Here is a 23842-nt window from a genome sequence, read left to right on the forward strand (position 1 = left end):
CCCCGCCCCCTACGACTTGCGCGTCTCCGCCTCGATGACCGCGAGCTCCTGCGTCGCCGTCTCCCGGTTGCGCAGGCGCTTCGAGTAGTCGTCGCCGTCGTAGGCGACGGTCATGCGCCACCAGCGGTCGTCGGCGTGGCGGCGGCCGACGCGCAGGTTGCGGGTCGAGCGCATCCAGAGGATGGCGATGATCGCGGCGAAGAGCCCGCCGAGGGAGCCCGCGACGATCGCCCAGCGGGGCCCGGCCTCGTTGGCGATGAGGCCGACGAGGGGGGCGCCGAGCGGGGTGCCGCCCATGAAGACGGTCAGGTAGAGCGCGAGGACGCGCCCGCGAATGGATGCCCGGGTGGTGGTCTGCACGTAGGCGTTGGCCGAGGTCACCATCGTCATGGCGGTGAACCCGACCGGGACGAGGGCTACCGCGAAGAGCTCGAAGGTGGGCATGAGGGCCGCGGTCGCCATGGAGGCGGAGAGTCCGAGCGAGGCGAGCACGATGACGCGCAGTCGCGGCCGCACGCGACGCGCGGCGGCGAGGGCTCCCGCCACGGAGCCGACGGCGACGACGGAGGAGAGCAGGCCGAATTCGCTCGCCCCGCGTCCGAACTCCACCCGCGCCATGGTCGCCGTGAAGATCGCGAAGTTGAAGCCGACGGTGCCGATGAGGAAGATCATCGCGAAGATGACGAGCAGATCGCCGCGGCGACGCACGTATCGGATGCCCTCCCGCAGCTGCCCCCGGCCCTTGTTCGTCTTCCGTATCGGCTGCAGCCGATCGGAGCGCAGGAGGGCGATGGCGACGAGCATCGCCGAGAAGGTGAGCACGTTGATGAGCACGACCCAGCCTGCTCCGAGAAGGGCAACGAGCAGGCCTGCGATGCCGGGCCCGATGAGACGAGCTCCATTGAACGAGGTCGAGTTGAGGGCGACCGCGTTGGGCAGGTCGTCCTTGCCGACGAGCTCGCCCACGAACGTCTGTCGGGCCGGAGCCTCGGCGGCGGTCGTGATGCCGAGGCCGAGAGCGAGCGCGTAGACCATCCACAGTTCGGCGACGCCGGTGAGAATGATGATGCCGAGCACGAGTGCCAGGAGCGCCTGCACCGACTGGGTGGTCGCGATGAGCCGTCGCCCGGCGAGGCGGTCGGCGATGATGCCCGCGTATGGCCCGATGACGAGCGCCGGGCCGAACTGCAGGGCGAGGGTGATGCCCACCGCGGCGGCGTCGTTGTCGGTGAGCTCGGTGAGCACGTACCAGTCCTGCGCGGTCCGCTGCATCCAGGTACCGATGTTGGAGACGATCGCGCCGATGAACCAGATGCGGTAGTTCAGGATTCCGAGCGATCGGAACGTCGCGCTCACGAACTGGCGAGGCGGCGCAGGATCGGTCGCACCGCCTCGAGGGCTCGCCGCTCGGTGGCGGTGAGTGCTTCGAGCTGCTCGTGGAACCAGGCGTTGCGTAGCCGGCGGGTCTCGGCGACGAGCTCGTGACCCGCCGGGGTGATCGTGACCCACACTTGGCGCGCATCCTCGCTGCTGGGTTCTCGCGTGATGAACCCGGAGGCCTCGAGGCCGTTGAGGGTGCGATTGATGCTCGGCGGGCTCACGCGCTCATGCTCGGCGAGGGCACCGGGCGTCGTGCGACTGCCGGCGACGAGTCGCCACAGAACACTCAGCTGGCTGTCGGTGACGCCGCTGCCGGCACGCTCGGCGCGAATGCGGCGGGCCACCTGCTGCAGGAGGACTCGCAGCTCTTCATCCGGGTCGGTCGTCGTGGCCATGATGCCCTTAGCCTAGCTCATTACCTCGGCTAACCACTGGGCGACGCATACGATGGGCGTCAGGAGGATCCGCCATGCCCACATTTATCGCCGAGCGCGAGCACCGCACCGTCACCGACGCGCACGGCGTCGTCGTGCACTACTACGTGTGGGCGCCCGGCAAGCCGCGCGGTGCCGTGCAGATCGCGCACGGGGTGGGCGAGCACGCGCTGCGCTACGAGGCGCTCGCGCAGTCCCTCGTCACCGCCGGCTACGTCGTCTACGCCGACGACCATCGCGGCCACGGCCAGACCGGTGTCGAGTACTGGGGCGGTGACCTCAACAAGATCGGCAAGCTCGGCGTCGGGGGCCTCCGGGCGACGCAGCAGAACCTGCTCGACCTCGCCGAGCTCGTGCGCCTCGACTACCCCGACCTCCCCTTCGCGCTCATCGGCCACTCCTGGGGCTCGCTCATGGCGCAGAACCTCCTCAACGAGGGCCCTGTGCCGTGGGACGCGGTCGTCCTCACCGGCACGGCGTACCGCACGCCGTTGGCGATGAACGGCGGCGACCTCAACGCGCGGCACAAGCACCTCGGCACGACGGGTGCGGAGTGGCTCAGCCGCGACCCGGCCGTCTCGGAGGCCTTCGCGGCCGACCCGCTCACGACCGACGCGAAGGTGCTGCAGCTCTTCGGCCTTCGCGACGGCCTCCGCCTCTACGGCACACCGAAGCGCGTCGAGCGGCCGATGCCGATGCTCATCATGGTGGGCGACGACGACCCGCTCGGCGGCGAGGCGAGTGCCAAGAAGCTCGCCGACGCCTATCTGCAGCGCGGCGGCCTCACCGATGTCGAGCTCATCGTGTACGAGGGCGCCCGGCATGAGGTCTTCAACGAGACCAACCAGGTCGAGGTGCGCGCCGACCTCGTCGCCTGGCTCGACGACCGGCTGCTCGCCGGCTCCTAGCCGGCCGCGTCCGTCTCGGGCGTCCTGCCCACGGGCATCGAGATCGCCGTCAGCACGACCACGCTCGGCTCGAGCGCGTCGAGACGGTGCACACCGTCGGGGATGCGCGCGATCATCCCTGCGTCCATGTCGATCGTGCGGGTCGCATCGCTGAGGCGCACTCGTCCGCGCACGACCTGCAGCACCGCCTCGCCCGGGTTCCGATGGTCCGGCAGCGCCCCTCCCTCGGCGAATCCGATCGCCGTCATGCGCAGAGTCTCGTGATCGAGGTCGATGCGCTGCGCACTGCGCCCCTGAGGGCTGTCGGCGGCTTGGGCTATCAGGTGGTCGGCCAACGTGGGCAGGTGCAGGGCGATCGGATCCATGCCTGCACCCTACGCCGACGTCCGCACCCGCGCGTCGCGGTCAGCAGTAGGGTGGGTGCCCTGAAGGCGGGGTCTCCCGCCACCTGCACCGCCGACCTTGATTCCGGCGGGCACCGTCTCGAACGAAAGCGCTCCGCCATGTCGATCACGTCCTCGTCGCCGTCCCTGCGAAGGGTCGTGGACCCGATTCTCGAGACCGTCGCCGCTCGAAACCCGGGGGAACCCGAGTACATGCAGGCCGTGCACGAGGTGCTGGAGTCGATCGCACCGGTGCTCGACGAGCGCCCCGACTACGTCGAGGCGGGAATCCTCGAGAGGCTCGTCGAGCCCGAGCGCCAGGTGGTCTTCCGCGTGCCGTGGGTCGACGACGACAATCGCGTGCAGGTCTCTCGCGGGTTCCGCGTGCAGTTCAACTCGGCCCTGGGGCCGTACAAGGGCGGCCTGCGATTCCACTCGAGCGTCAACCTCGGCATCGTCAAGTTCCTCGGCTTCGAACAGATCTTCAAGAACGCCCTGACCGCTCAGGGCATCGGCGGGGCCAAGGGTGGGAGCGACTTCGACCCGCACGGCAGGAGCGACGGCGAGGTCATGCGCTTCTGCCAGAGCTTCATGGATGAGCTCTACCGGCATCTCGGCGAGCACACCGACATTCCCGCGGGAGACATCGGTGTGGGTGCTCGCGAGATCGGCTACCTGTTCGGGCGCTACCGCAAGATCATGAACCGGCACGAGTCCGGCATGTTCACCGGCAAGGGCGTTGCCTGGGGTGGGGCGGAGGTGCGCACGGAGGCCACCGGCTACGGCACGGTCTTCTTCCTCGAGCAGATGCTCGAACGCAGCGGCCGTGCGATCGAGGGATTGAACGCTGTGGTGTCCGGGTCCGGCAACGTCGCGCTCTATGCGATCGAGAAGATCCAGCAGCTGGGGGGAACAGCCATCACGGCGTCCGACTCCTCCGGTTACGTCGTCGATGAGAAGGGCATCGACCTCGATCTGCTCAAGCAGGTCAAGGAGGTCGAGCGCTTGCGCGTGAGCGACTACGCCGAACGTCGACCGGGTGCTCACTTCGTGCGCGCAGGCTCCGTGTGGGACGTGCCCACCGATATCGCGCTCCCCTGCGCCACTCAGAACGAGCTGGACGGCGCGGCGGCGGCCACCCTCGTTCGGCAGGGCGTCACCGCTGTGGCAGAGGGGGCGAACATGCCGTGCACGCCGGAGGCCATCGAGGCCTTCAGGGAGTCCTCAGTGCTCTTCGCGCCGGGGAAGGCTGCCAACGCGGGCGGAGTCGCGACGAGTGCTCTGGAGATGAGCCAGAACGCATCGCGCCAGCGCTGGAGCTTCGCCGACAGTGAGGATCGCTTGCGCGCCATCATGACGTCCGTGCACGACATGACCTACGAGTCATCGGAACGCCATGGCGCGCGGGGGGACTACGTGATCGGAGCCAACACGGCGTCCTTCGTGAAGGTCGCCGACGCGATGCTCGCGCAAGGCGTGATCTAAACGCGACTGCCAGGGTTCCCTGTCGCTGCGTCAGGGCAGGGCGAATAGGCTCAGTGTCATGCACGGTGAGGCACTGCACGCAGAGTACAAGGTTCCCGGCGGCAAGCTCGTCGTCGTCGACCTCGCGGTGAGCGACGACCGCATCGGCATGTTCCGCCTCGCTGGCGACTTCTTCGTCGAGCCCGACGAGACGATCCCCGCGATCGAGGCGGCGGTGCGCGGTATGCCAGCGGCGTCCGATGCGAAGACCCTCACGGCGAGAATCGAGGATGCTCTGCCCGACGGTGCCGTCCTCCTCGGGTTCAGCGCCGAAGCGGTCGCGACGACGATCCGCCGCGCGCTGTCGAGCGCGACGACCTTCGCCGACTACGACTGGCAGCTGCTGCGCGGCCCCGCGCTCGCGCCCCTGCAGCAGATGGCGCTCGACCAGGTGCTCGCCGAGTGCGTGGGCGACGGCTCGCGCGGGCCCACCCTGCGCATCTGGGAGTGGAAGAGCCCCGCGGTCGTCATCGGCTCGTTCCAGTCGGTCAGCAACGAGGTCGATCGCGACAACGCCGAGCGCTACGGCTTCGAGATCGTGCGCCGCATCTCCGGCGGCGGGGCGATGTTCATCGAGCCGCAGTCGGCCATCACCTACTCTCTCTACGCCCCGAGCGAGCTCGTCAACGGCATGAGCTTCGCGGAGTCCTATGCGTTCCTCGACGAGTGGGTCATCGTCGCCCTGCGCGAGCTCGGGCTCGATGCGCGCTACGTGCCGCTCAACGACATCGCGAGCTCGGCCGGCAAGATCGGCGGCGCGGCGCAGAAGCGGCTCGGCTCGGGCTCCGTGCTGCACCACGTCACGATGGCGTACGACATGGACGCGGATCGCATGACCGAGGTGCTGCGCATCGGCCGGGAGAAGCTCAGCGACAAGGGCGTGAAGAGCGCCAACAAGCGGGTCGACCCGCTCAAGTCGCAGACCGGTCTGACGCGGGACCAGGTCATCGAGACCCTGCTGGGCACGTTCCGCTCGCTCAACGGCCTCACCGACAGCGAGATCGCCCCGGAGGAGATGGAGCGCGTGGAGAAGCTCGTCGCGGAGAAGTTCTCCACGGAGGACTGGATCCAGCGCGTTCCGTGAGCCCGCGCATCCGGGCCGTCGGCCTCACGCTCCTGCTCGCCGGCGTCGTCGTCGGCGGCATCGTGCTGTCGGCGATCACGGGGCAGCTCGCGATCACGCCCACCGAGGTCGCTGGCTCGCTGCTGCGTGCTGTCGGCCTCGACACCGTGTGGGCGCCCACCGACCCCATCGTGGAGTCGACGCTGTGGTTCGTGCGCTTCCCGCGCATCCTCATGGGCCTCCTGGTGGGGGCGGCGCTCGCCGTCGCGGGCGCGGTCATGCAGGCGATCTTCGGCAACCCGCTCGCCGAGCCCGGCGTCGTCGGGGTGTCCTCCGGTGCCGCCCTCGGTGCTGCGACGGCGATCGTGCTCGGCGCCTCCGTGCTCGGTGGCGCGGGCATCGCCGTGTTCGCCTTCCTCGGCGCGCTCCTCGCGACGCTGCTCGTCTACGTGGTGTCGCGGGCCGGCGGGCGCACCGAGGTCGTCACCCTGCTGCTGACCGGCATCGCGATCAACGCTTTCGCGCAGGCCGGCATCGCCTTCGTGCTGTTCGTCGCCGACACGGCGAGCCGCGAGCAGATCGTCTTCTGGCAGCTCGGCTCGATCGCGGGCTCCCTGTGGTCGCAAGTGGCGATCGTCGCCGCCGTGGGCGTGGCGGGCGTGATCGCCGCGATCCTCCTGGCGCAGCGGCTCGACCTGCTCGCGCTCGGCGAACGCAACGCGCGTCACCTCGGCGTCAACGTCGAACGGCTGCGCCTCGTCTCGATCGTGCTCGTCGCCCTGCTGACGGGCGTCGCTGTCGCCTTCACGGGCATCATCGCCTTCGTGGGGCTCGTCGTGCCGCACATCATCCGCATGATCATCGGGCCTGCGCACCGCGGCCTCATCATCGCGAGCGCGGTGGGCGGCGGAGCCCTGCTCGTGCTCGCCGACCTGCTCACGCGCACGATGGTCGCGGGCGCCGAGCTGCCGATCGGCATGCTCACCTCGCTCATCGGCGGCCCGTTCTTCTTCTACCTGCTGTGGCGGCAGCGCCGCCGCAGCGGAGGCTGGGCATGAGCGCGCCGGGGTCCGCCCTCATCGAGGCCCGCGGCGTGAGCGTGCGCCTCGACGGGCGGGGCATCCTCACCGGCATCGATCTGGATGTGCGCGCGGGTGAGATCCTCGCCCTCGTGGGTCCGAACGGCGCCGGCAAGTCGACGCTGCTCTCGGTGCTCAGCGGCGACGCGAGCCCGAACGAGGGAGAGGTGACGCTGCTGGGCCGGCCGATCGGCGACTACCGTGCGCTCGAGCTGGCCCGGCTCCGCTCTGTGCTCACGCAGGCGAACGCCGTGAGCTTCCCTTTCCGCGTCATCGAGATCGTGCAGATGGGGCGCAATCCCTGGATGCGCGGCTCGACGGTCGACGACGACCGCGAAGCGGTCATCCGTGCGGTCGAAGCGGCCGACGTGGAGCACCTGCTCGGCCGACGCTTCACCTCGCTCAGCGGCGGCGAGCAGGCCCGGGTGTCGCTCGCCCGCGTGCTCGCGCAGTCGACCGACATCGTCTTCCTCGACGAGCCGACCGCGGCGCTCGACCTGCGTCACCAGGAGGAGGTCATGCGCGTGGCGCGCGGCCTCGCCGCGCAGGGCCGAGCGGTCGTCGTCGTCGTGCACGACCTCTCGCTCGCGGGTGCCTACGCCGACCGCATCGCCCTCCTCGACAGCGGTCGGCTCGACGCGCTCGGCACGCCCGCCGAGGTCATGACGGCCGAGCGCGTGAGTCGCGTCTACGGGCTCGAGGTGCGGATTCACCGGCTCGGCGCCTCGGGGCGACCGGTCGTGCTGCCGCTGCGTGACTGAGCGTCGGGCTGGGACTGAGAGCCGCGCCGACCAGGCTCAGCCCTGCTGCTCGGGGCGGGGCTTCTGCTCGTAGTGCGGCTGAGGGCTGTGCTGAGGCTGCGAGCCGGGCGGCGTGCCGGGCTTCGGCCCGGCCTGACGCGGGTCGCGCCCGCTGAGGAGCTTCCAGATGGCGAAGCCCGCCCCGGCGAGAACGGCGAGGTCGTCCCCGAAACCGAGTGGCCCGACAAGGAGCTCGGGAATCACGTCGATCGGCGAGACACCGTAGGCGAGGGCGCCGAGGCCGACGAGCACGGCGGCGAGGATGGCGCGAGTGCGGCTCATGGCACCAGAGTAGTCCCGAGCGGCCGCACTGTCGGGGGTGCACCAGCCGACGCGGGGGCGGCGCTCAGCGACGCGAGGAGAGGTCGGCGTACTCGGGGTGCTGACGCATCCAGGACGCCACGAACCCGCAGATCGGCTTGACGGGCTCGCTCGTGGTCTCGCGTAGCTCCTGCAGGATGGCCTGCACGACGGCCCCGCCGACGCCCTGGCCGCGCTTGAGCGGCGGTACTTCGGCGTGGAGGAGGCGGAGGGTGCCGCCCGCGTGGTCGTAGATGATCCAACCCTGCAGCTCGTCGCCGTCGTAGGCGGCGTAGCGGTCGGCGTCGGGCTCGTGCGTGACGGTGAGACTCATGCCGCACACCCTAGCGAGCCGGCTCGGGGGTGCTCTCAGGCGCTGTCGCCGTGCACGAGACGCGTCGGCAGGATCGTCACCTGGGCGACGTCGCGGCCCTCGATGCGGTCGACGATGAGGCGCGCCATCGTGCGGCCCACCTCGACGGAGGGCTGCTCGACGGTCGTCAGCCGCGGGGTGGCGTTCTGGGCGAAGTAGTCGTTGTCGATGGAGGTGATGGCGACATCGTCGGGCACCGTGAGCCCAGCATCCCGCAGCACCCCCAGCGCTCCGGCGGCCATCTGCGAGCTCGCCGCGAAGAGGGCGTCGATCGTCACGCCGCGATCGAGGATGCGCCTCATGGCATCGGCTCCGCCCGCTGGCGTGAAGTCGGCGCGCTCCACGAGGTCGGCAGCGAGCCCGGCCGCGTCGAGGGCCTCCCGCCAGCCGTCGACGCGGTCGAGACCGGCCGCCATGTCGGCGGGCCCCGCGATCGTCGCCACGCGGCGCCGGCCGAGCGACACAAGATGCTCGGTCGCGTGACGGGCTGCGGCGACGTTGTCGACGTCCACGTAGTAGCCCTCGCCGCCCTCGGCGCTCATCGGCCGCCCGCCGAAGACGACCGGCAGCGTGCGTGCGAGGGCGAGGTAGGAGCGGTCGTCGGAGTGGTGCGAGAGCACGAGAGCGCCGTCGACGTTGCCCGCCTGCAAGAAGTTGCGGGTCTTCTCGGCGTCGGCCTCGGGCGCGATGAGGAGGCTCAGCGTGTACGCCGTGCTCGACAGTTCGAGGGCGACGCCCTGGATGACCTGCGCGAAGTAGGGGTCGGCGAAGAACTTGGCAGTGTTCTCGGGGATCACGAGCGCGATCGCGAACGTGCGCCGCGAGGCGAGGATGCGTGCCGCGCGGTTGGGTACGTAGCCGAGCTCGGCGATCGCGCGCTCGACCGCCGCGATCGCCGCGGGCGTGACACGGGGGGAGTCGTTGATGACCCGAGAGACGGTCGCGCGCGACACCCCCGCGACGGTCGCCACCATCTCGAGGGTCGGTGCCCCGGTGACGGTGTCGTGGGTCGCCGTGTCGTCGCTCATGAGGATGCTCCGATGGGGGTCGTGCCGGTGCGCCTCGGGTCGGCGGGGTCGGTGCGTGCCGCCATCCTACGGCGCAGCGGTCGCCGTGGTGGCGGCGCGCGCCTCGCTGATGAGCTGCGCGTACACGCGACCGCTGCGCTTGACCGTGCGCTTCTGCGTCTCGTAGTCGACGTGCACGATGCCGAACCGCTTGTCGTAGCCCCACGCCCACTCGAAGTTGTCGAGCAGCGACCACACGAAGTAGCCGCGCACGTCGGCTCCATCCTCGATCGCGGCGGCGACCGCCTCGAGGTGGGCGAGCAGGTACTCGACGCGGGGCTCGTCGTCGATCGAGCCGTCTTGCTCGACGACGTCGTCCCACGCCGACCCGTTCTCCGTCACGTAGAGCGGCGGAAGGGTCGGGTACTCGCGGCCGAGGCGCACGAGCAGCTGCCGCAGGCCATCGGGGTTGATCTCCCAGTCCATGGCCGTGCGGGGCAGGCCGCGGCGGGGGAACGTGAGGTGCTCCGAGCCCACGAACGGGTTGCCGTGCGCGTAGTCGGTGGGCCGCAGCACGCGCGGAGCATCCGGAGGCAGGGGATGACCGCTCACGTTGTCGTCGTGGTAATGATTCACGCCCAGGAAGTCGATCGGCGCCGCGATCGTCTCGAGGTCGCCTTCGCGGATGAGCCCCTCGAAGTGGTGCTCGCGCACGTCCTCGACGAAGTCGGCAGGGTAGGCGCCGAGCAGGAGCGGTTCGAGGAAGGCGCGGTTCCAGATCGCGTCGAGCCGTCGCGCGGCGTCCTGGTCCACGGGGTCATCGGGGTCGTTCGGCACCGCGTTCGTGAGGTTGAGCGTGATGCCGAGCTGCTGGGCTCCGTGCTCGCGCAGCGCGCGTGTGGCGAGCCCGTGCGCGAGGTGCTGGTGGTGCAGGGCCGCAAGCGCGGCGCGCGGCTCGCTGCGGCCAGGTGCGTGCTCGCCGCCCGCGTATCCGATGAGGGAGGAACACAGCGGCTCGTTGAACGTCGTCCAGTGCGTGACGCGATCACCGAGCACCTCGTGCACGAGGGCGGCGTAGTCGCGGAACCGGTAGGCGGTGTCGCGGTTCGCCCAGCCGCCCTTCTCCTCGAGGGCCTGGGGAAGGTCCCAGTGGTAGAGGGTCAGCCAGGGCAGGATGCCCGCCTCGAGCAGCTCGTCGACGAGGCGGCTGTAGAACGCGAGCCCGGCGCGATTCGGCTCGCGGTCACCCGGCTTGACGCGCGCCCAGCTCACCGAGAAGCGGTACGAGTCGAGGCCGAGCTCGCGCATGAGGGCCACGTCGTCGGGCATGCGGTGGTAGTGGTCGACGGCGACGGCGGGGGAATCGCCGCGCGCGACGGCACCGGGAACGCGCGCGAACGCATCCCAGATCGAGTCCTCCTTGCCGTCCTCGTGCGCGGCGCCCTCGATCTGCGCGGCCGCGGTGGCGGACCCCCACAGGAATCCCGGGGGGAGGTTCCGTGGCGCCATCAGCCCTTCACCGCTCCCTGCATGATGCCCGAGATGAGCTGGCGACCGGCGGCGATGAAGAGGATGAGCAGCGGCAGCGTCGCGAGCACGGCGCCGGCGAGCACGATCGAGTAGTCGACGTAGTAGCCGGACTGCAGCTGGCCGAGAGCCGTCTGCAGGGTCGGGTTCTGCGGGCTCAGCACGATCAGAGGCCACAGGTAGTCCGTCCACGCCATCATGAACGTGAAGAGGCCGAGGATCGCCATCGCGGGTCGGGCGGCGGGCACCGCGACCGTGAAGAAGGTGCGGATCTGGTTGGCGCCGTCGACCCTCGCCGCCTCGATGAGCTCGTCGGGAATGACGCCCACGAGGTACTGCCTCATGAAGAAGACCCCGAACGCCGTGACGAGGGTCGGGATGATGACGGCGCCGAGCGTGCCCGTCCACCCCAGCTCGCGCATGACGATGAAGAGCGGGATGATGCCGAGCTGGGTGGGAATCGCCATGGTCGCGATGACGAACACGAGCAGCCCCTCGCGACCCTTGAAGCGCAGCTTCGCGAAGGCGTAGCCCGCGAGGGTCGAGAACGTCACGACGGAGATCGTGATGATCGAGGAGACGATGATCGAGTTGCCGAGGGCGAGCCAGAAGGGAATGGCGTCGAGCACTCGTGCGGCGTTGGCGAGGAAGTTCCCGCCGGGGATGAGCGGCAGCGTCTCGCCACGGGTGGCGTTGGTGCCGCTCGCGACGACGAAGGACCACCACAGGGGGTACGCGGTGCCGAGGACCCAGGCGAGCAGCAGGCCGTAGCTGAGGAAGCCGGGGCGCAGGGCCACGCCGGAGCCGCCGACTCGGCGCCTGCGCGGTCGGGGATGCTCGACCTCGGTCTCGTCGGCACCGGCGGGCCGCACGGGCATGACGGGGGTGGGGGCGGGCGCGGTCATCGGTTTCCCCTCCGGTGGGCGGCGAGTTGTCGTCGCGCACGACGGTTCAGGCGGTTCCCTTCGACGCTCGCGATGCGCCGGGAGATGCCGAAGTTGACGAGCCCGATCGCGACGATGAGCAGGAAGAGCAGCCACGCGATGGCCGCGGCCCGCCCGAAGTCCTGGCGGAAGAACGCCATCTCCCACAGGTAGAGCACCGTGGTCTGGAACTGTCGCTGGGCGCCGCCGATGCCACCGGCGTTCGAGACGTCGAACAGGCGGGGCTCGGCGAAGATCTGCAGGCCGCCGATCGTGGACGTGATGATGACGAAGATCACGGTGGGCCGGATGCTCGGGATCGTGATCGAGAAGAACCGACGGGAGGCTCCCGCTCCGTCGATGGCCGCGGACTCGTGAAGGTCGCGGGGCACCGCCTGCATGGCCGCGAGCAGGATGAGGGTGTTGTAGCCGGTCCAGCGCCAGTTGACCATCGTCGCGATCGCGACATGGCTGGCGAAGACGTCGTGCTTCCACTCGACCGGGTCGATGCCGACGAGGCCGATGAGGTTGTTGACGAGACCGGAGTCCTCGCTGAAGACGCTCGAGAAGATGAGGGCGACGGCGACGGGGGTCACGACGTAGGGCAGCAGCACGCTCATGCGCCAGAAGGTGCGGGCCTTGAGGTGCTGGTCGAGAATCGCTGCCAGCACGAGCGCCATCGCGAGCTGGGGCACGGTCGAGATGAGGAAGATGCTCAGCGTGTTGCCGATCGAGTTCCAGAAGAAGCGGTCGCCGAGGACGGCGGCGAAGTTGTCGAATCCGACGAAGTCGCCCTGCCCCTGCAGGAGCGGCCAGTCGTGCAGGGAGACGACGAGCGTGTAGATGAGGGGGAAGAGCCCCGTGACGGCGAAGAGCACGAAGAAGGGGGCGATGTAGAGGTACGGCGAGGCCTTGAGGTCGAATCGGGCCAGGGTGAGCCCCGTGCGACGGCGGGGCGCTGCGCCTGGGGTGGCCGGTGGCGTGCCCTGCTCGGGTCGCGCGAGTGTGCTCGTCATGGTGGTTCCGTTTCGCCGGCGCTCGAGGCCGGTGTCGGCCGCGATACGGGGAGGAGTGGGATGGAGGGAGGTGCGCGACGGGGGCCGTTCCGTTCGGGTCGGGAACGGCCCCCGTCGCCGTGGTGGTGCTAGCCGACCAGCTCGTCGAGCAGGGCCAGGGCCTCGGCCCAGGCGCCTTCGCCGTCGAGCTCGCCGCGGTCGAGCGCCTGCAGCGGCGGGCCGAAGACGTTCTCCTGGATCAGTGAGTCGTCCGGTCCCTTGAACTGCGCGACGACGCCCTCGGCGCGACCCGCGAGGATCGAGCCCACCGGCGCGTCATTGAAGAACGCGTTCGGCGTGGGGTTTGCGGCCAGCTCTGCCTGAGCCTCGAGGGTGCTCGGGAAGGTGCCCGCGGCCTCGAACTGCGTGATCTGCTGCTCGGGCTCGGTCAGCCACGAGGCGAGGGCCGCCGCGGCTTCCTTCTTGTCGCTCGTCTCGGGCACGGCGAGGAACGCGCCGCCCCAGTTCGCCGCGCCGCCGGGGAAGACGTCAGCGAAGTCCCAGCCGGTCGAGGCGTCGCCGCCACCGGCTTCGGTGTTGCCCTGCACGACGCCGAGCATCCAGCCCGGGCACACGAAGGTCGCGAAGGTGCCGTCGACGAACGACTGTCCGCCGTTCCAGTCCCACGCGCCCTGCGCGGCCGACTGGCCGCCCTCGGTCGCGGCGGCGAGCTGGTCGAAGCGCGCCTTGAGCTCGGCGTTGCCGTCGACGTTGAGCTCGCCATCCGAGGTGTAGTAGCCCTCGGGCAGCTGGTTCACCATGGCGTTCCAGACGAAGCCCGAGTGGTCGTACCAGGCCTTGCCGGTGGCGTCGACGTACTGCTGGCCGACCTCGAAGAAGGTGTCCCAGCCGCCATCGAGCAGCTCGGCGACGCCCTCGCGGTCACTCGGCAGGCCGGCGGCCTCGAAGAGCGGGCCGTTGAAGCAGATGCCCTCCGGTCCGATGTCGGTGCCGTAGCCGATGACGCGGCCGTCCGGGTCGGTCGCCTGCTGGTACTTCCAGTCGACCCAGTCGCCTGCGCGGTCCTCGATACCGTAGTCGCGCAGGTCGACGAACTCGCCGCTGACCTCCATGATCGACCCGAGCCAGCCTTCCTCGAGGGCGACGATGTCGCTCAGTCCGCTGCCGGCGGCGAGCTTCGTGAAGGTGTCGGTGCGGGCGTTGCCACCGGTGTCGATGTTGTTGGCGACGATCGTCACGTTGGGGTTGAGGTCCATGTACTCCTCGTACAGGTCCTCGTACCCGAAGGTGCCGAAGGTCGTGATGGTGAGCTCGATGGGCTCGTCGGCCGAGGGCTCGCTGGCTTCGGTCGCGCAGCCGCTCGCAACGAGCGCGAAGGCTGCGGCTCCCGCGACGGCGGCGCCTGCTGTGGTGCGTCGTGACAGTCTCACGGTCACTCCTTTGTGCGTGTGTGGGTGAATGGATCGAGAGGGGATCTCTCAGCGTGAGAGCGCTCTCATTCAGAGACCGTGAGAGCGCTCTCACACTTCGGCACACAGTACGCATCATCGGACTGGAATGTCAACGCTAGTTCCAGATCGAACTGAAATCCCTGATCAGAGGGATGCTCTTCCCCCACCCGCGCACTCGCCGACCACCCTCGGGCTCGCGTGCGCGGCCCGGTAGGCTCGACTCGTGAACGCACTCGGCACCTCCCTCATCGCCCTCACAGCGGCGACCCTGCTCGCACTCGCGGGGTGCGCCGTCGACCGAGGGCCGCTGCCCGTGCCGAGCACCCCCACGGCGACCCCGAGCGAGACCCCGACGCCCACCCCCACGCCGACTCCGACGCCCACCTTCGACCGCGAGGCGCGCTCGATCGACGACCCGAACTCGCTGTGGGTCGTCGCGAACAAGCTGCGCCCGCTGCAGCCGCAGAGCTACGCCCCGAGCGATCTCGTATTCGTCGACATTCCCTACGTGTACGAGCCGTACTTGCGTGCAGAAGCAGCGGATGCCGCCGTCGACATGTTCGCGACGGCGCGCGAGGAGGCGGGGCTCGAGCTGCAGTCGCAGAGCTCCTACCGTAGCTACGACTCGCAGGTGCGCATCTATCAGGGCTGGGTCGACAGCCTCGGGCAGAGCGCGGCCGACCTCACGAGCGCGCGTCCAGGGCACAGCGAGCATCAGACGGGCCTGTCGATCGACATCAGCTCGGTGCCGTCGGTGTGTCCGCTCGATCAGTGCTTCGGCGACACGCCTCACGGTCAGTGGCTCGCCGCCAACGCGCACCGGTTCGGCTTCCACCTGCGCTACCCGGCGGGGCTCACCGACATCACCGGCTACGAGTACGAGCCGTGGCACTACCGATACGTGGGCGTCGAGCTGGCGACCGAGCTGCATGAGACGGGCATCCGAACTCTCGAGGAGTTCTTCGGGCTGCCCCCGGCGCCCACTTACGCGGGCTGAGCCTCCGTCCTCAGTAGGTCGGCTGCCTCGTCAGCGCCCGGCGGCGCGCGCGATGCCCGCGACGAGCTGCTCGACGAGCGGCCGAGGCGTCGCGAGGATCATGCGCACGTGGCCAGCGCCGGCCCGCCCGCTCGCGGTGCCCTCGGTGAGGGATACGGCAGCGCGCTCGCGAATGGTCGCCGCCGGGGTGTCGCCGAGCCCGAGCGCGCTCACGTCGAGCCACGCGATGTAGGTGCCCTCCGGCCGCCGGTAGCCGACCTCGGGCAGGCGGTCGGCGAGCAGTTCGCCGAGCAGGGCGAGGTTGCCGTCGATGTAGTCGACGACGTCGGCGAGCCACGCGCGACCGTGATCGTAGGCTGCCGTGTTGGCGATGACGCCGAGCGTGCTCGCGCCGTGGCTGCCGAGCGGCCCGAGGCTCTCCCAGATCGCCTCGTCGGCGTCGCTGCTCGTGATGAACTGCGCGCACTTGACACCGGGCAGGTTCCACGCCTTCGACGCCGAGATCGCGGTGACGGTGTGCCGGGCGGTCACGTCGCTCACGCTCGCGTACGGCACGTGGCGCCTCTCGCCGAACACGATCGGGGCATGGATCTCGTCGGAGAACACGCGAGCGCCGTGCCGGTCGACGACGGTCGCAAGCGCCTCGAGCTCCGGCCGCTCGAACACCCGGCCACCCGGGTTGAGCGGATTGCACAGCAGCACGAGACCTGCGCCCGCGGCCAGCGCGGCGTCGATCCCGTCGAGGTCGAGCGTGTGGCGGCCTTCGTCGACGGCGTGCGGAACCTCCACGACCTCCCGCCCGAGCGTCGCCGGGAAGGTCAGGAAGGGCATGTACGCCGGGGTCGGCACGACGACGGCAGAACCGGGGCGCGTGTAGTGCCTGATCGCGTACTCGAGGCCCTGGATGACGTCGGCGATGGGATGCACGCGCTCCGGCGTCGGATCCCACCCGGTCTCCTCGGCCAGCCATCCGGCGGTCGCCCGCGACAGCTCGTTCGAGACGCCCCGCGGCAGGTAGCCGAGGTCGCCGCGGTCGACCGCGTCATGCAGCGCCGCCGTGACCGCGGGCGCCGTGCCGAGGTCCGACTCGGCCACCCACGCGCCGAGCGTGCCGGGGAAGAGCGACCACTTCATGCCGCCGTGGGCACTCAACTGCTCCGGCGTGATCGCATCCCACGCGGCGAAGCGCTCGGCGCGGCTCACGAGCCGCCCAGCGCGGCGTCGACGATCGCCTTCGCCTCGCGCTGCACCTGCGCGAGGTGCTCGGGGCCGCCGAAGGACTCGGCGTAGATCTTGTAGACGTCCTCCGTGCCGCTCGGCCGCGCCGCGAACCACGCCCGGTGCGTCGACACCTTGAGGCCGCCGATGGCCGCACCGTTGCCGGGCGCCTCCGAGAGCGTCGCCGTGATCGGGTCGCCCGCGAGCTCTTCCGCCGTGATCGCGTCGCCCTGCAGCGAGCCGAGCGCGGTCTTCTGCGCGGCGGTGGCGGGAGCATCCACTCGTTCGTAGGCGGGGTCTCCGTAGCGGTCGGTGAGGTCCGCGTAGATCTGCGAGGGGGTCTGCCCGGTGACCGCGGTGATCTCCGACGCGAGGAGGGCGAGCAGAATGCCGTCCTTGTCGGTCGTCCACACCGTGCCGTCCTTGCGCACGAAGCTCGCCCCAGCGCTCTCCTCGCCGCCGAACGCGACCGAGCCGTCGAGGAGGTCGGGCACGAACCACTTGAACCCCACGGGCACCTCCCACAGGCGCCGCCCCAGGCCGTCAGCGACCCGGTCGATCATCGTGCTCGAGACGAGGGTCTTGCCGATCGCGGCATCGGCTCGCCAGCCGGGGCGGTGGGTGTAGAGGTACTCGATCGCGACGGCGAGATAGTGGTTGGGGTTCATGAGACCGCCGTCGGGCGTGACGATGCCGTGCCGGTCGGCGTCGGCGTCGTTGCCGGTGAGAAGGTCGTAGTCGTGCCGGTGGGCGAGCACGCTCGCCATCGCGTGGCGGCTCGACGGGTCCATGCGAATCTTGCCGTCCCAGTCGAGGGTCATGAAGCCCCACCGCGGGTCGACCGTCGGGTTCACGACCGTGAGGTCGAGACCGTAGCGCTCGGCGATGAGAGCCCAGTAGTTGACCGCGGCACCGCCGAGCGGGTCGGCGCCGATGCGCAGGCCGCTCGCGCGCACCGCGTCGAGATCGAGGATGTCGCCCAGGTCCGCGACGTAGTGCTCGCGGAAGTCGTAGGGTTGCGCATCGACGGCGACCTGACGCTGCACGTCACGGTTGCCTCCGGCGATGAGCTCGTTGGCGCGGCGGGCGATCCAGCTCGTCGCGTCCGAATCCGCCGGCCCACCGTGGGGAGGGTTGTACTTGAAGCCGCCGTCGCGGGGCGGGTTGTGACTGGGGGTGATGACGATGCCGTCACGCTGTGCGTCGGTGGGAGCATCCCGATTCGCCCGCAGGATCGCGTGGCTGAGCGCGGGGGTGGGAACCCAGTCGTTGTGAGCGTCGACGAGGGCCGTGACGCCGTTCGCCGCGAGCACCTCGAGCGCCGTCCGCTGTGCAGGGGCGGAGAGCGCGTGCGTGTCGGCGCCGACGAAGATCGGCCCGCGCGTGCCCTGCTCGGAGCGGTACTCGACGATCGCCTGCGTGATCGCGGCGATGTGGGTGTCGGTGAAGGCGCCGTCGAGGCTCGAGCCGCGGTGCCCGCTCGTGCCGAACACGACGCGCTGCGCCGGGTCGTCGAGGTCGGGAACGCGGTCGTCGTACGCCCCCAGCAGCGCGTCGATGTCGACGAGGTCGTCCGGGCGGGCGGGTGTTCCGGCGCGTTCGGTCATGCGCCCATCCAACCACCGGGCCCTGCGAGCATCCACACCCGAACCCCTGCGGCACAAGGGGCGGGATGCTCGGCAATAGACTGCCGAGCATGAGCGACGCCCCCGACGCGACCCCGGTGTACTCCTATCTGGGCCCGATCGGCACGTTCACGTGGGAGGCCCTGCGCCAGGTGCCTGAGGCCGCGGGTGCGACCTGGCGCAGCGTGAGCAATGTCGGCGAGGCGCTCGACGACGTGACCGCGGGCCGCAGCGTCGGCGCGATGATCGCGATCGAGAACTCGGTCGAGGGCGGGGTGAGCGCCACGCAGGACGCCCTCGCGACCGTGCCAGGCCTGCGCATCATCGGCGAGTACCTCGTGCCCGTGAACTTCGTTCTCGTCGCCCGACCGGGTGTGCGCCTCGAGGATGTGCGGGTCGTCTCGGCGCATCCCGTCGCCTACGCGCAATGCCGCCATTACCTGGAGTCGGCCCTGCCCGATCACGGCCACATCCCCGCGCCGTCGAACGTCGCCGCCGCTGCGGGGCTGCTCGAGAACGATCTCGCGCAGGCCGCGGTCGCGCCGCCGGGCATCACCGACCACCACGCTCTCGAGGTGCTCGCCGAGCAGATCGGCGACAACCCGAACGCCGTCACGCGCTTCGCGCTCGTGAGCCGCAGCCTCGCCATTCCCGAGCGCACCGGCGCCGACAAGACGAGCATCATCGCGGAGCTTCCCGACGACGCGCCCGGTCGGCTGCTCGAGATGCTCGAGCAGTTCGCCACGCGCGGTGTCAACATGAGCCTGCTCGAGTCGCGGCCCATCGGCGACGCCCTCGGCCGCTACCGCTTCGTCATCGACCTCGACGGCCACATCCACGACGAACGGGTCGCCGACGCCCTTCTGGGGCTGCGACGCTTCAGCCCCAAGGTCATCTTCCTGGGTTCGTACCCGCGGGCGGACAAGCGTCAGGTCGAGTTCGTGCAGGAGTACGGCGACGAGGTCTTCGCGGATGCGCGCGACTGGTTGCGGAGCATCCTCTCGGGGGAACCGGAAGCCTAGGACTGCCCGGCGGCACCGAGCCGCTCGCGCTCGCCCTTCGGGATGCGCACGATGAGGGCGGCGGGAGCGACCCGCACGGCGACGTGCGTCACGAGGCCGATCTCCTCGCCGTCGATCTCGAACTCTTCGGGCTTGTCGAAACCGAGTGTCATCCGGCGCCCCTGGAAGTAGCGGAGGGCGCGCACGCGCTTGTCCGCGGCCATGATGCGCCGCCCGACACGGGACTTGTGGAGCACGCCGTTCTCCCAGACGAGGGCGGTGCCCACGCGGATCCAGCCCCACAGGTTGCGCGGGCGCATGGCGACGACGTCGAGAAACCCGTCGTCGATCTTCGCCTCGGGCAGGATGAGCACGCCTCCCGGCAGTGCACCGCAATTGCCGATGAGGACGGTGTGGGCGCTCGTCGACCGCGGGGAGGAGCCGTCGAGGGTGTACCGCAGGCGCACCGCGTCGACGTCCTTGAAGATGCGCGCGATCGCCTCCACGTAGGCGAGCCAGCCGACCCGCTTCTTGAGGTCGGCGTTCGTCGCCGCGATCATCTTCGCGTCGAGGCCGATGCCGATCATGACGACGAAGGCGTGCGCTTCCGTTTCACCGCCCTCCCGGGTGATCTCCGCGATCCCCGCGTCGATCGCGTGATCCTCGCCCGTGAACGCCGTGCCGACGGCCTCCTTCATGCGGTTGACGCTCACCCCGAGGTTGCGCGCGAGCAGATTGCCGGTGCCCGCGGGCATGAGCACCATGGGCATGCCGGAATCGACGAGCCCTTCCGAGACCGCTCGCACGGTGCCGTCTCCGCCGGCGACGAGCACGGCGGTCACGCCAGCGTCGACGGCGTCACGCGCGACACCCTGGCCGGGGTCGTCGACGCTCGTCTCGAGCCAGAGGGATTCGGCCCAGCCGTGGTCCTTCTCCGCGGCCGCGACCGTTCGCCGCAACTCCTTCAGCTCGACCTTGACCGGGTTGACGACGACGCCGAGTCGCGGAAGGTCGGCGGAGGCGCCAGCAGTGGCCATGGCGTCAGAGTAGAGCATGTCGCACGGGCGATGCCGCGCGAATCCGTGGCAGAGCGCGTGACAGACTAGGAGCGTGATCGACCCCCAACTGCTGCGCGAGAATCCGGATTCCCTGCGACGCTCGCAGGAGGCCAGACGGGCATCAGTCGACCTCGTCGACGAGGCGATCGCGGCCGACCAGGCGCGTCGCGAGGCGATCACCGCCTTCGAGTCTCTGCGCGCTGAGCAGAACGCCGTCGGCAAGACGGTCGCGGCCGCACCCAAGGACGAGAAGGCGGCGCTCGTCGCCCAGGCCCAGGAGCTCTCGGCGCGCGTCAAGCAGGCCCAGCACGAGGTGACCGCCGCCGAGGAGGAGTTCGCTCGCGTCGTCGGCGGCCTCCCCAACGTTGTTCTCGACGGCGTGCCCGCCGGCGGTGAAGCCGACTTCGTCACGCTGCGGGAGGAGGGCGCGGTACCGCGCTTTGACTTCGAGCCCCGTGATCACGTCGAGCTCGGCGAGCTGCTCGACGCGATCGACCTGCAGCGCGGAGTCAAGGTCTCCGGCTCGCGCTTCTACTTCCTCAAGGGCGTCGGTGCGCGTCTCGAGCTGGCGATCATGAACCTTGCGCTCGACCGCGCACTGGAGGCCGGCTTCACCCCTATGATCACCCCGACACTCGTGACACCGGAGGTCATGTCGGGCACGGGCTTCCTCGGCGAGCACGCCGACGAGGTCTACCGCTTGCGCGACGACGACCTCTACCTCACGGGCACGAGCGAGGTGGCGCTCGCCGGCTATCACGCCGACGAGATCCTCGACCTGAGCGGCGGCCCCCTGCGCTACGCCGGGTGGTCGACCTGCTACCGCCGCGAGGCGGGCAGCTACGGCAAAGACACCCGCGGCATCATCCGTGTGCACCAGTTTCAGAAGCTCGAGATGTTCAGCTACGTGGACCCGGCCGACGCGGTCGCCGAGCACGAGGCTCTGCTCGCCCTCCAGGAGGGGATGCTGCGCTCACTCGGCCTCGCTTATCGCGTCATCGACGTCGCGGCCGGCGATCTCGGCTCGAGTGCCGCGCGCAAGTTCGACGTCGAGGCCTGGGTGCCGACGCAGGACGCGTACCGGGAACTCACGAGCACGAGCAATTGCACGACGTTCCAGGCGCGCCGGCTCGACACCCGGTATCGCACCGCGAGCGGCAAGACCGCGCCGGTCGCGACCCTCAACGGCACGCTCGCGACAACGCGCTGGCTCGTCGCGATCCTCGAGACGCACCAGCAGGCGGACGGCTCGGTCGTCGTACCCGAGGTACTGCGCCCCTACCTGGGCGGTCTCTCGGTGATGGAGCCCGTCGCGTGAGCAGAAAGTGGCTGGTGGCCCTCGACATCGACGGCACGGTTCTGCACGAGGATGGCACGCTCTCGGATGCGGTGCGCGACGAAGTGCAGCGCGTGCGCGACGACGGGCACGAGGTCATGCTCGCCACGGGCCGCTCGGTCGCGATGACGCTCCCCATCCTCGACCGGCTCGGCATCGCGCCCGAGTACGTCGTGTGCTCGAACGGCGCGATCACACTGCGTCGCGATGAGAAGGCCCCCACCGGGTACCAGCGCCACCATGTCGAGACGTTCGATGCCTCGGCAGTGCTGGAGCGCATCCGGCCCCACCTGACCCACGCCAATTACGCGGTCGAGAACGAGGAAGGGCTGTACCGCTTCCACGGCTCCTTCCCCGACGGCGCGCTCGGCGCGGTGAGCGAGGAGGTGCCGTTCGAGAAGCTCGCGCACGAGCCCGCGACGCGCGTCGTCGTCATCTCCCCCGGGCACGCGATGGAGGAGTTCCTCGCCGCCGTCGAGCTCATGGGTCTGCACCAGGTGAGCTACAACGTCGGCTGGACGGCGTGGCTCGACATCGCTCCCGACGGCGTGAACAAGTCCACCGCCCTCGAGCGGGTGCGAGATGCTCACGGCATTCCCCGAGACCGCGTTCTGTGCGTGGGCGACGGCCGCAACGACATCGAGATGCTCGACTGGGCGACGCGCGGCGGGGGGCGCGGTGTGGCGATGGGGCAGGCCCCGGAGGAGGTCGTCGCCGTCGCCTCCGAGGTCACCGCGAGCGACACCGAGGACGGCCTCGCGAAGGCCCTCGCGACACTCCAAGCCCCTCTATAGACACGGTCGGGTACTCTTCTCACTGACCACCAAGGAGGGCTGTCCGAGCGGCCGATGGAGCTGGTCTTGAAAACCAGTGGGCAGAAATGTCTCGTGGGTTCGAATCCCACGCCCTCCGCTCGCGCAGCCCGACCTCATCGGGCTGCCTGCCCGTCGGGGATGCTGTGCCTGAGGAGACCGCATGACTGAGCAGATTCGTGATCGCGCGAGTCGGTCTTTGCCGACCGCATCCGTGCGCCACGGCCGACTCAAGCGGCACAGCGCGTGGAAGACTCTCCTCGCCGTCCTGGGCGGCACCATGGCGGTCGTGCTCGTGAGTGGTGTCTCCGTCGCGGCAATCGCGGTCAACCAGCTCAACGAGAACATCGACGTCGTCGAGCTCGTCACGGCAGAGGGCGAAGAGCGCGTCATCCCGACTGTCGGCGAGTGGGAGGGCGGCTTCAACGTGCTGCTCGTCGGCGTCGACAACGCCGAAGGACAGTCGGACGGCGACGACCGTGGCGGCGCCGTGCTCAACGACGTCAACATCCTCGTGCACGTCGCCGAGGACCAGCAGTCGGCGGTCGCGGTCAGCATCCCTCGTGACATGGTCGTCCCGATCCCCTCGTGCCCGAACCCGGAGGGCGGCAGCTACTTCGCGATGTCGGCACAGCCGATCAATGTCGCGATGTCCTACGGCGGCTTGAGCTGCGTGGTGCTCACCGTCGAAGCGTTGACAGGTCTCGACATTCCGTACGCGGGCGTCATCTCGTTCGACGGTGTGGCACGAATGTCTTCCGCCGTGGGCGGCGTCGATGTTTGCGTGGACGGCCCCATCTTCGACGAGTTCACGGGGCTAGATCTTCCCGAGGCGGGCACATACAGTCTCGAAGGCCGACAGGCGCTGGCCTTCCTGCGCTCGCGCAAGGGCGTCGGTGACGGCAGCGACCTCGGGCGCATCAGTTCGCAGCAGGTCTACCTCTCCTCACTCATCCGCAAGGTGCAGTCTGAGGGGGTGCTCACCGACGTCACGAAGCTGTACGGCATCGCGACCGTCGCCACGTCGTCGATGAAGCTCTCCAGCAGCCTCGCGAGCGTCGACACCATGGTGTCGATGGCTCTCGTGCTCAAGGACATTCCGACGGAGAACATCACGTTCGTGCAGTACCCGGGCACGACCGGCGGCACAGGAGTGTACTCGGGCAAGGTCCAGCCGATCGAGTGGCAGGCGTCTGCTCTGCTCGAGAAGATTCGTAACGACGAGTCCTTCGCTCTCCAGGAGGGCGAGACGGGCATCGGTTCAGCGCTGAACCCCAACGCCCCGGCACCCGAGCCCACGACCCCCGCACCGACGGGCTCGGCGGCACCAACGGTCCCGCCGCTCGCGGACGAGGAGCCCGCAGAGGTTCTCGAGGGGGTCAAGGGCCAGACCGCGGCCGACTACACCTGCTCCGTCGCCAACTAAGCCGTGTGAAGCCTCACCCGCGAGCGGCTATAGTGGGGGAGGCTTCAGCCAGGAGACGTCGCATAGTCCGGCCGAGTGCACCACCCTGCTAAGGTGGAGTCCCCTCACGGGGACCGAGGGTTCAAATCCCTCCGTCTCCGCTCAAAATCCCTGGTCAGAAGCACTTTCTTCCTTATTTCCGATGGGCTCGACGGTCGCCGA

23 protein-coding genes and 2 tRNA genes are annotated in these 23842 nt (G+C 69.8%); 12 read left to right on the plus strand and 13 right to left on the minus strand.

Annotation, left to right across the window (positions count from 1 at the left end; all coding sequences use genetic code 11):
* Positions 1-9 precede the first annotated feature (9 nt).
* Positions 10-1356, minus strand: coding sequence for an MFS transporter (locus FK219_RS09740; RefSeq protein WP_152582576.1), 1347 nt, complete (start codon positions 1354-1356; stop codon positions 10-12).
* Positions 1353-1775, minus strand: coding sequence for a MarR family winged helix-turn-helix transcriptional regulator (locus FK219_RS09745; protein WP_152582577.1), 423 nt, complete (start codon positions 1773-1775; stop codon positions 1353-1355). The genes FK219_RS09740 and FK219_RS09745 overlap by 4 nt, the downstream gene beginning before the upstream one ends.
* A gap of 74 nt (positions 1776-1849) precedes the next feature.
* Here FK219_RS09745 and FK219_RS09750 point away from each other — a divergent pair, with 74 nt between their 5' ends.
* On the plus strand, positions 1850-2722 hold the full coding sequence (locus tag FK219_RS09750) for an alpha/beta fold hydrolase (protein WP_152582578.1): 873 nt from the start codon (positions 1850-1852) through the stop codon (positions 2720-2722).
* Here the strand turns inward: FK219_RS09750 and FK219_RS09755 are convergent.
* Positions 2719-3087: a cupin domain-containing protein gene (locus FK219_RS09755; RefSeq protein WP_152582579.1), complete on the minus strand. Its 369-nt coding sequence runs from the start codon at positions 3085-3087 to the stop codon at positions 2719-2721. The two genes, FK219_RS09750 and FK219_RS09755, sit on opposite strands and share 4 nt — an antisense overlap.
* Positions 3088-3225: 138 nt before the next feature.
* Between FK219_RS09755 and gdhA the strand changes: the two genes are divergently transcribed.
* The 4 genes from gdhA to FK219_RS09775 all read left to right on the plus strand — a co-directional run bounded on the left by gdhA (position 3226) and on the right by FK219_RS09775 (position 7532).
* Positions 3226-4590: an NADP-specific glutamate dehydrogenase gene (gene gdhA / locus FK219_RS09760; protein WP_152582580.1), complete on the plus strand. Its 1365-nt coding sequence runs from the start codon at positions 3226-3228 to the stop codon at positions 4588-4590.
* A gap of 73 nt (positions 4591-4663) precedes the next feature.
* Complete coding sequence (locus tag FK219_RS09765) at positions 4664-5713, plus strand: lipoate--protein ligase family protein (protein WP_152582617.1); 1050 nt, start codon at positions 4664-4666, stop codon at positions 5711-5713.
* Positions 5692-6750: a FecCD family ABC transporter permease gene (locus FK219_RS09770; RefSeq protein ID WP_152582616.1), complete on the plus strand. Its 1059-nt coding sequence runs from the start codon at positions 5692-5694 to the stop codon at positions 6748-6750. The genes FK219_RS09765 and FK219_RS09770 overlap by 22 nt, the downstream gene beginning before the upstream one ends.
* The gene (locus tag FK219_RS09775) at positions 6747-7532 is read left to right on the plus strand and encodes a heme ABC transporter ATP-binding protein (protein ID WP_152582581.1); all 786 of its coding nucleotides are present in this window, start codon (positions 6747-6749) and stop codon (positions 7530-7532) included. Before FK219_RS09770 ends, FK219_RS09775 begins: the two co-directional genes overlap by 4 nt.
* Positions 7533-7568: 36 nt before the next feature.
* On the opposite strand, the gene FK219_RS09780 is transcribed toward FK219_RS09775, so the two are convergent.
* From FK219_RS09780 to FK219_RS09810, 7 genes are all read right to left on the minus strand, one after another.
* On the minus strand, positions 7569-7853 hold the full coding sequence (locus tag FK219_RS09780) for a YkvA family protein (RefSeq protein WP_152582582.1): 285 nt from the start codon (positions 7851-7853) through the stop codon (positions 7569-7571).
* 64 nt (positions 7854-7917) lie between these two features.
* Positions 7918-8205 (minus strand): GNAT family N-acetyltransferase, encoded by a 288-nt coding sequence (locus FK219_RS09785; protein WP_152582583.1) that lies wholly within the window; start codon positions 8203-8205, stop codon positions 7918-7920.
* Positions 8206-8240: 35 nt separating this feature from the next.
* On the minus strand, positions 8241-9272 hold the full coding sequence (locus FK219_RS09790) for a LacI family DNA-binding transcriptional regulator (protein ID WP_152582584.1): 1032 nt from the start codon (positions 9270-9272) through the stop codon (positions 8241-8243).
* Positions 9273-9338: 66 nt separating this feature from the next.
* Positions 9339-10760, minus strand: a complete 1422-nt coding sequence (locus FK219_RS09795) for a glycoside hydrolase family 1 protein (RefSeq protein ID WP_152582585.1) — start codon at positions 10758-10760, stop codon at positions 9339-9341.
* Positions 10760-11656: a carbohydrate ABC transporter permease gene (locus FK219_RS09800; protein ID WP_152582618.1), complete on the minus strand. Its 897-nt coding sequence runs from the start codon at positions 11654-11656 to the stop codon at positions 10760-10762. The genes FK219_RS09795 and FK219_RS09800 overlap by 1 nt, the downstream gene beginning before the upstream one ends.
* A 23-nt stretch (positions 11657-11679) precedes the next feature.
* Positions 11680-12717, minus strand: a complete 1038-nt coding sequence (locus FK219_RS09805) for a carbohydrate ABC transporter permease (protein ID WP_152582586.1) — start codon at positions 12715-12717, stop codon at positions 11680-11682.
* Positions 12718-12845: 128 nt separating this feature from the next.
* Positions 12846-14147, minus strand: coding sequence for an ABC transporter substrate-binding protein (locus tag FK219_RS09810; RefSeq protein WP_152582587.1), 1302 nt, complete (start codon positions 14145-14147; stop codon positions 12846-12848).
* Positions 14148-14391: 244 nt separating this feature from the next.
* On the opposite strand from FK219_RS09810, the gene FK219_RS14010 reads away from it, so the two are divergent.
* Positions 14392-15165, plus strand: coding sequence for a M15 family metallopeptidase (locus FK219_RS14010; RefSeq protein WP_152582588.1), 774 nt, complete (start codon positions 14392-14394; stop codon positions 15163-15165).
* A gap of 30 nt (positions 15166-15195) precedes the next feature.
* On the opposite strand, the gene FK219_RS09820 is transcribed toward FK219_RS14010, so the two are convergent.
* Both FK219_RS09820 and pgm read right to left on the minus strand, forming a co-directional pair.
* Positions 15196-16368, minus strand: coding sequence for a MalY/PatB family protein (locus FK219_RS09820; RefSeq protein ID WP_246299271.1), 1173 nt, complete (start codon positions 16366-16368; stop codon positions 15196-15198).
* Positions 16365-17990 carry a phosphoglucomutase (alpha-D-glucose-1,6-bisphosphate-dependent) gene (gene pgm, locus FK219_RS09825; protein ID WP_152582589.1) on the minus strand — a complete coding sequence of 542 codons (1626 nt, stop codon included), beginning with the start codon at positions 17988-17990 and terminating at the stop codon, positions 16365-16367. Before pgm ends, FK219_RS09820 begins: the two co-directional genes overlap by 4 nt.
* Before the next feature lie 89 nt (positions 17991-18079).
* On the opposite strand from pgm, the gene pheA reads away from it, so the two are divergent.
* Positions 18080-19030, plus strand: coding sequence for a prephenate dehydratase (gene pheA / locus FK219_RS09830; protein WP_152582590.1), 951 nt, complete (start codon positions 18080-18082; stop codon positions 19028-19030).
* On the opposite strand, the gene FK219_RS09835 is transcribed toward pheA, so the two are convergent.
* A complete protein-coding gene (locus tag FK219_RS09835; RefSeq protein WP_152582591.1) occupies positions 19027-20046 on the minus strand; it encodes a diacylglycerol/lipid kinase family protein in 1020 nt (339 codons plus the stop codon). The two genes, pheA and FK219_RS09835, sit on opposite strands and share 4 nt — an antisense overlap.
* A 73-nt stretch (positions 20047-20119) precedes the next feature.
* On the opposite strand from FK219_RS09835, the gene serS reads away from it, so the two are divergent.
* The 5 genes from serS to FK219_RS09860 all read left to right on the plus strand — a co-directional run bounded on the left by serS (position 20120) and on the right by FK219_RS09860 (position 23781).
* Entirely contained in the window at positions 20120-21385 is a 1266-nt protein-coding gene (serS, locus tag FK219_RS09840) for a serine--tRNA ligase (RefSeq protein ID WP_152582592.1), read from the plus strand.
* Positions 21382-22197: an HAD family hydrolase gene (locus FK219_RS09845; RefSeq protein WP_152582593.1), complete on the plus strand. Its 816-nt coding sequence runs from the start codon at positions 21382-21384 to the stop codon at positions 22195-22197. The genes serS and FK219_RS09845 overlap by 4 nt, the downstream gene beginning before the upstream one ends.
* A gap of 33 nt (positions 22198-22230) precedes the next feature.
* Positions 22231-22315, plus strand: a tRNA-Ser gene (locus tag FK219_RS09850).
* A gap of 63 nt (positions 22316-22378) precedes the next feature.
* Positions 22379-23641, plus strand: a complete 1263-nt coding sequence (locus FK219_RS09855) for an LCP family protein (protein WP_152582594.1) — start codon at positions 22379-22381, stop codon at positions 23639-23641.
* A gap of 51 nt (positions 23642-23692) precedes the next feature.
* Positions 23693-23781 (plus strand) — tRNA-Ser (locus FK219_RS09860).
* Positions 23782-23842: the final 61 nt, after the last annotated feature.

This window comes from Microcella pacifica, assembly GCF_009371975.2.
Taxonomy (GTDB): Bacteria; Actinomycetota; Actinomycetes; order Actinomycetales; family Microbacteriaceae; genus Microcella; species Microcella pacifica.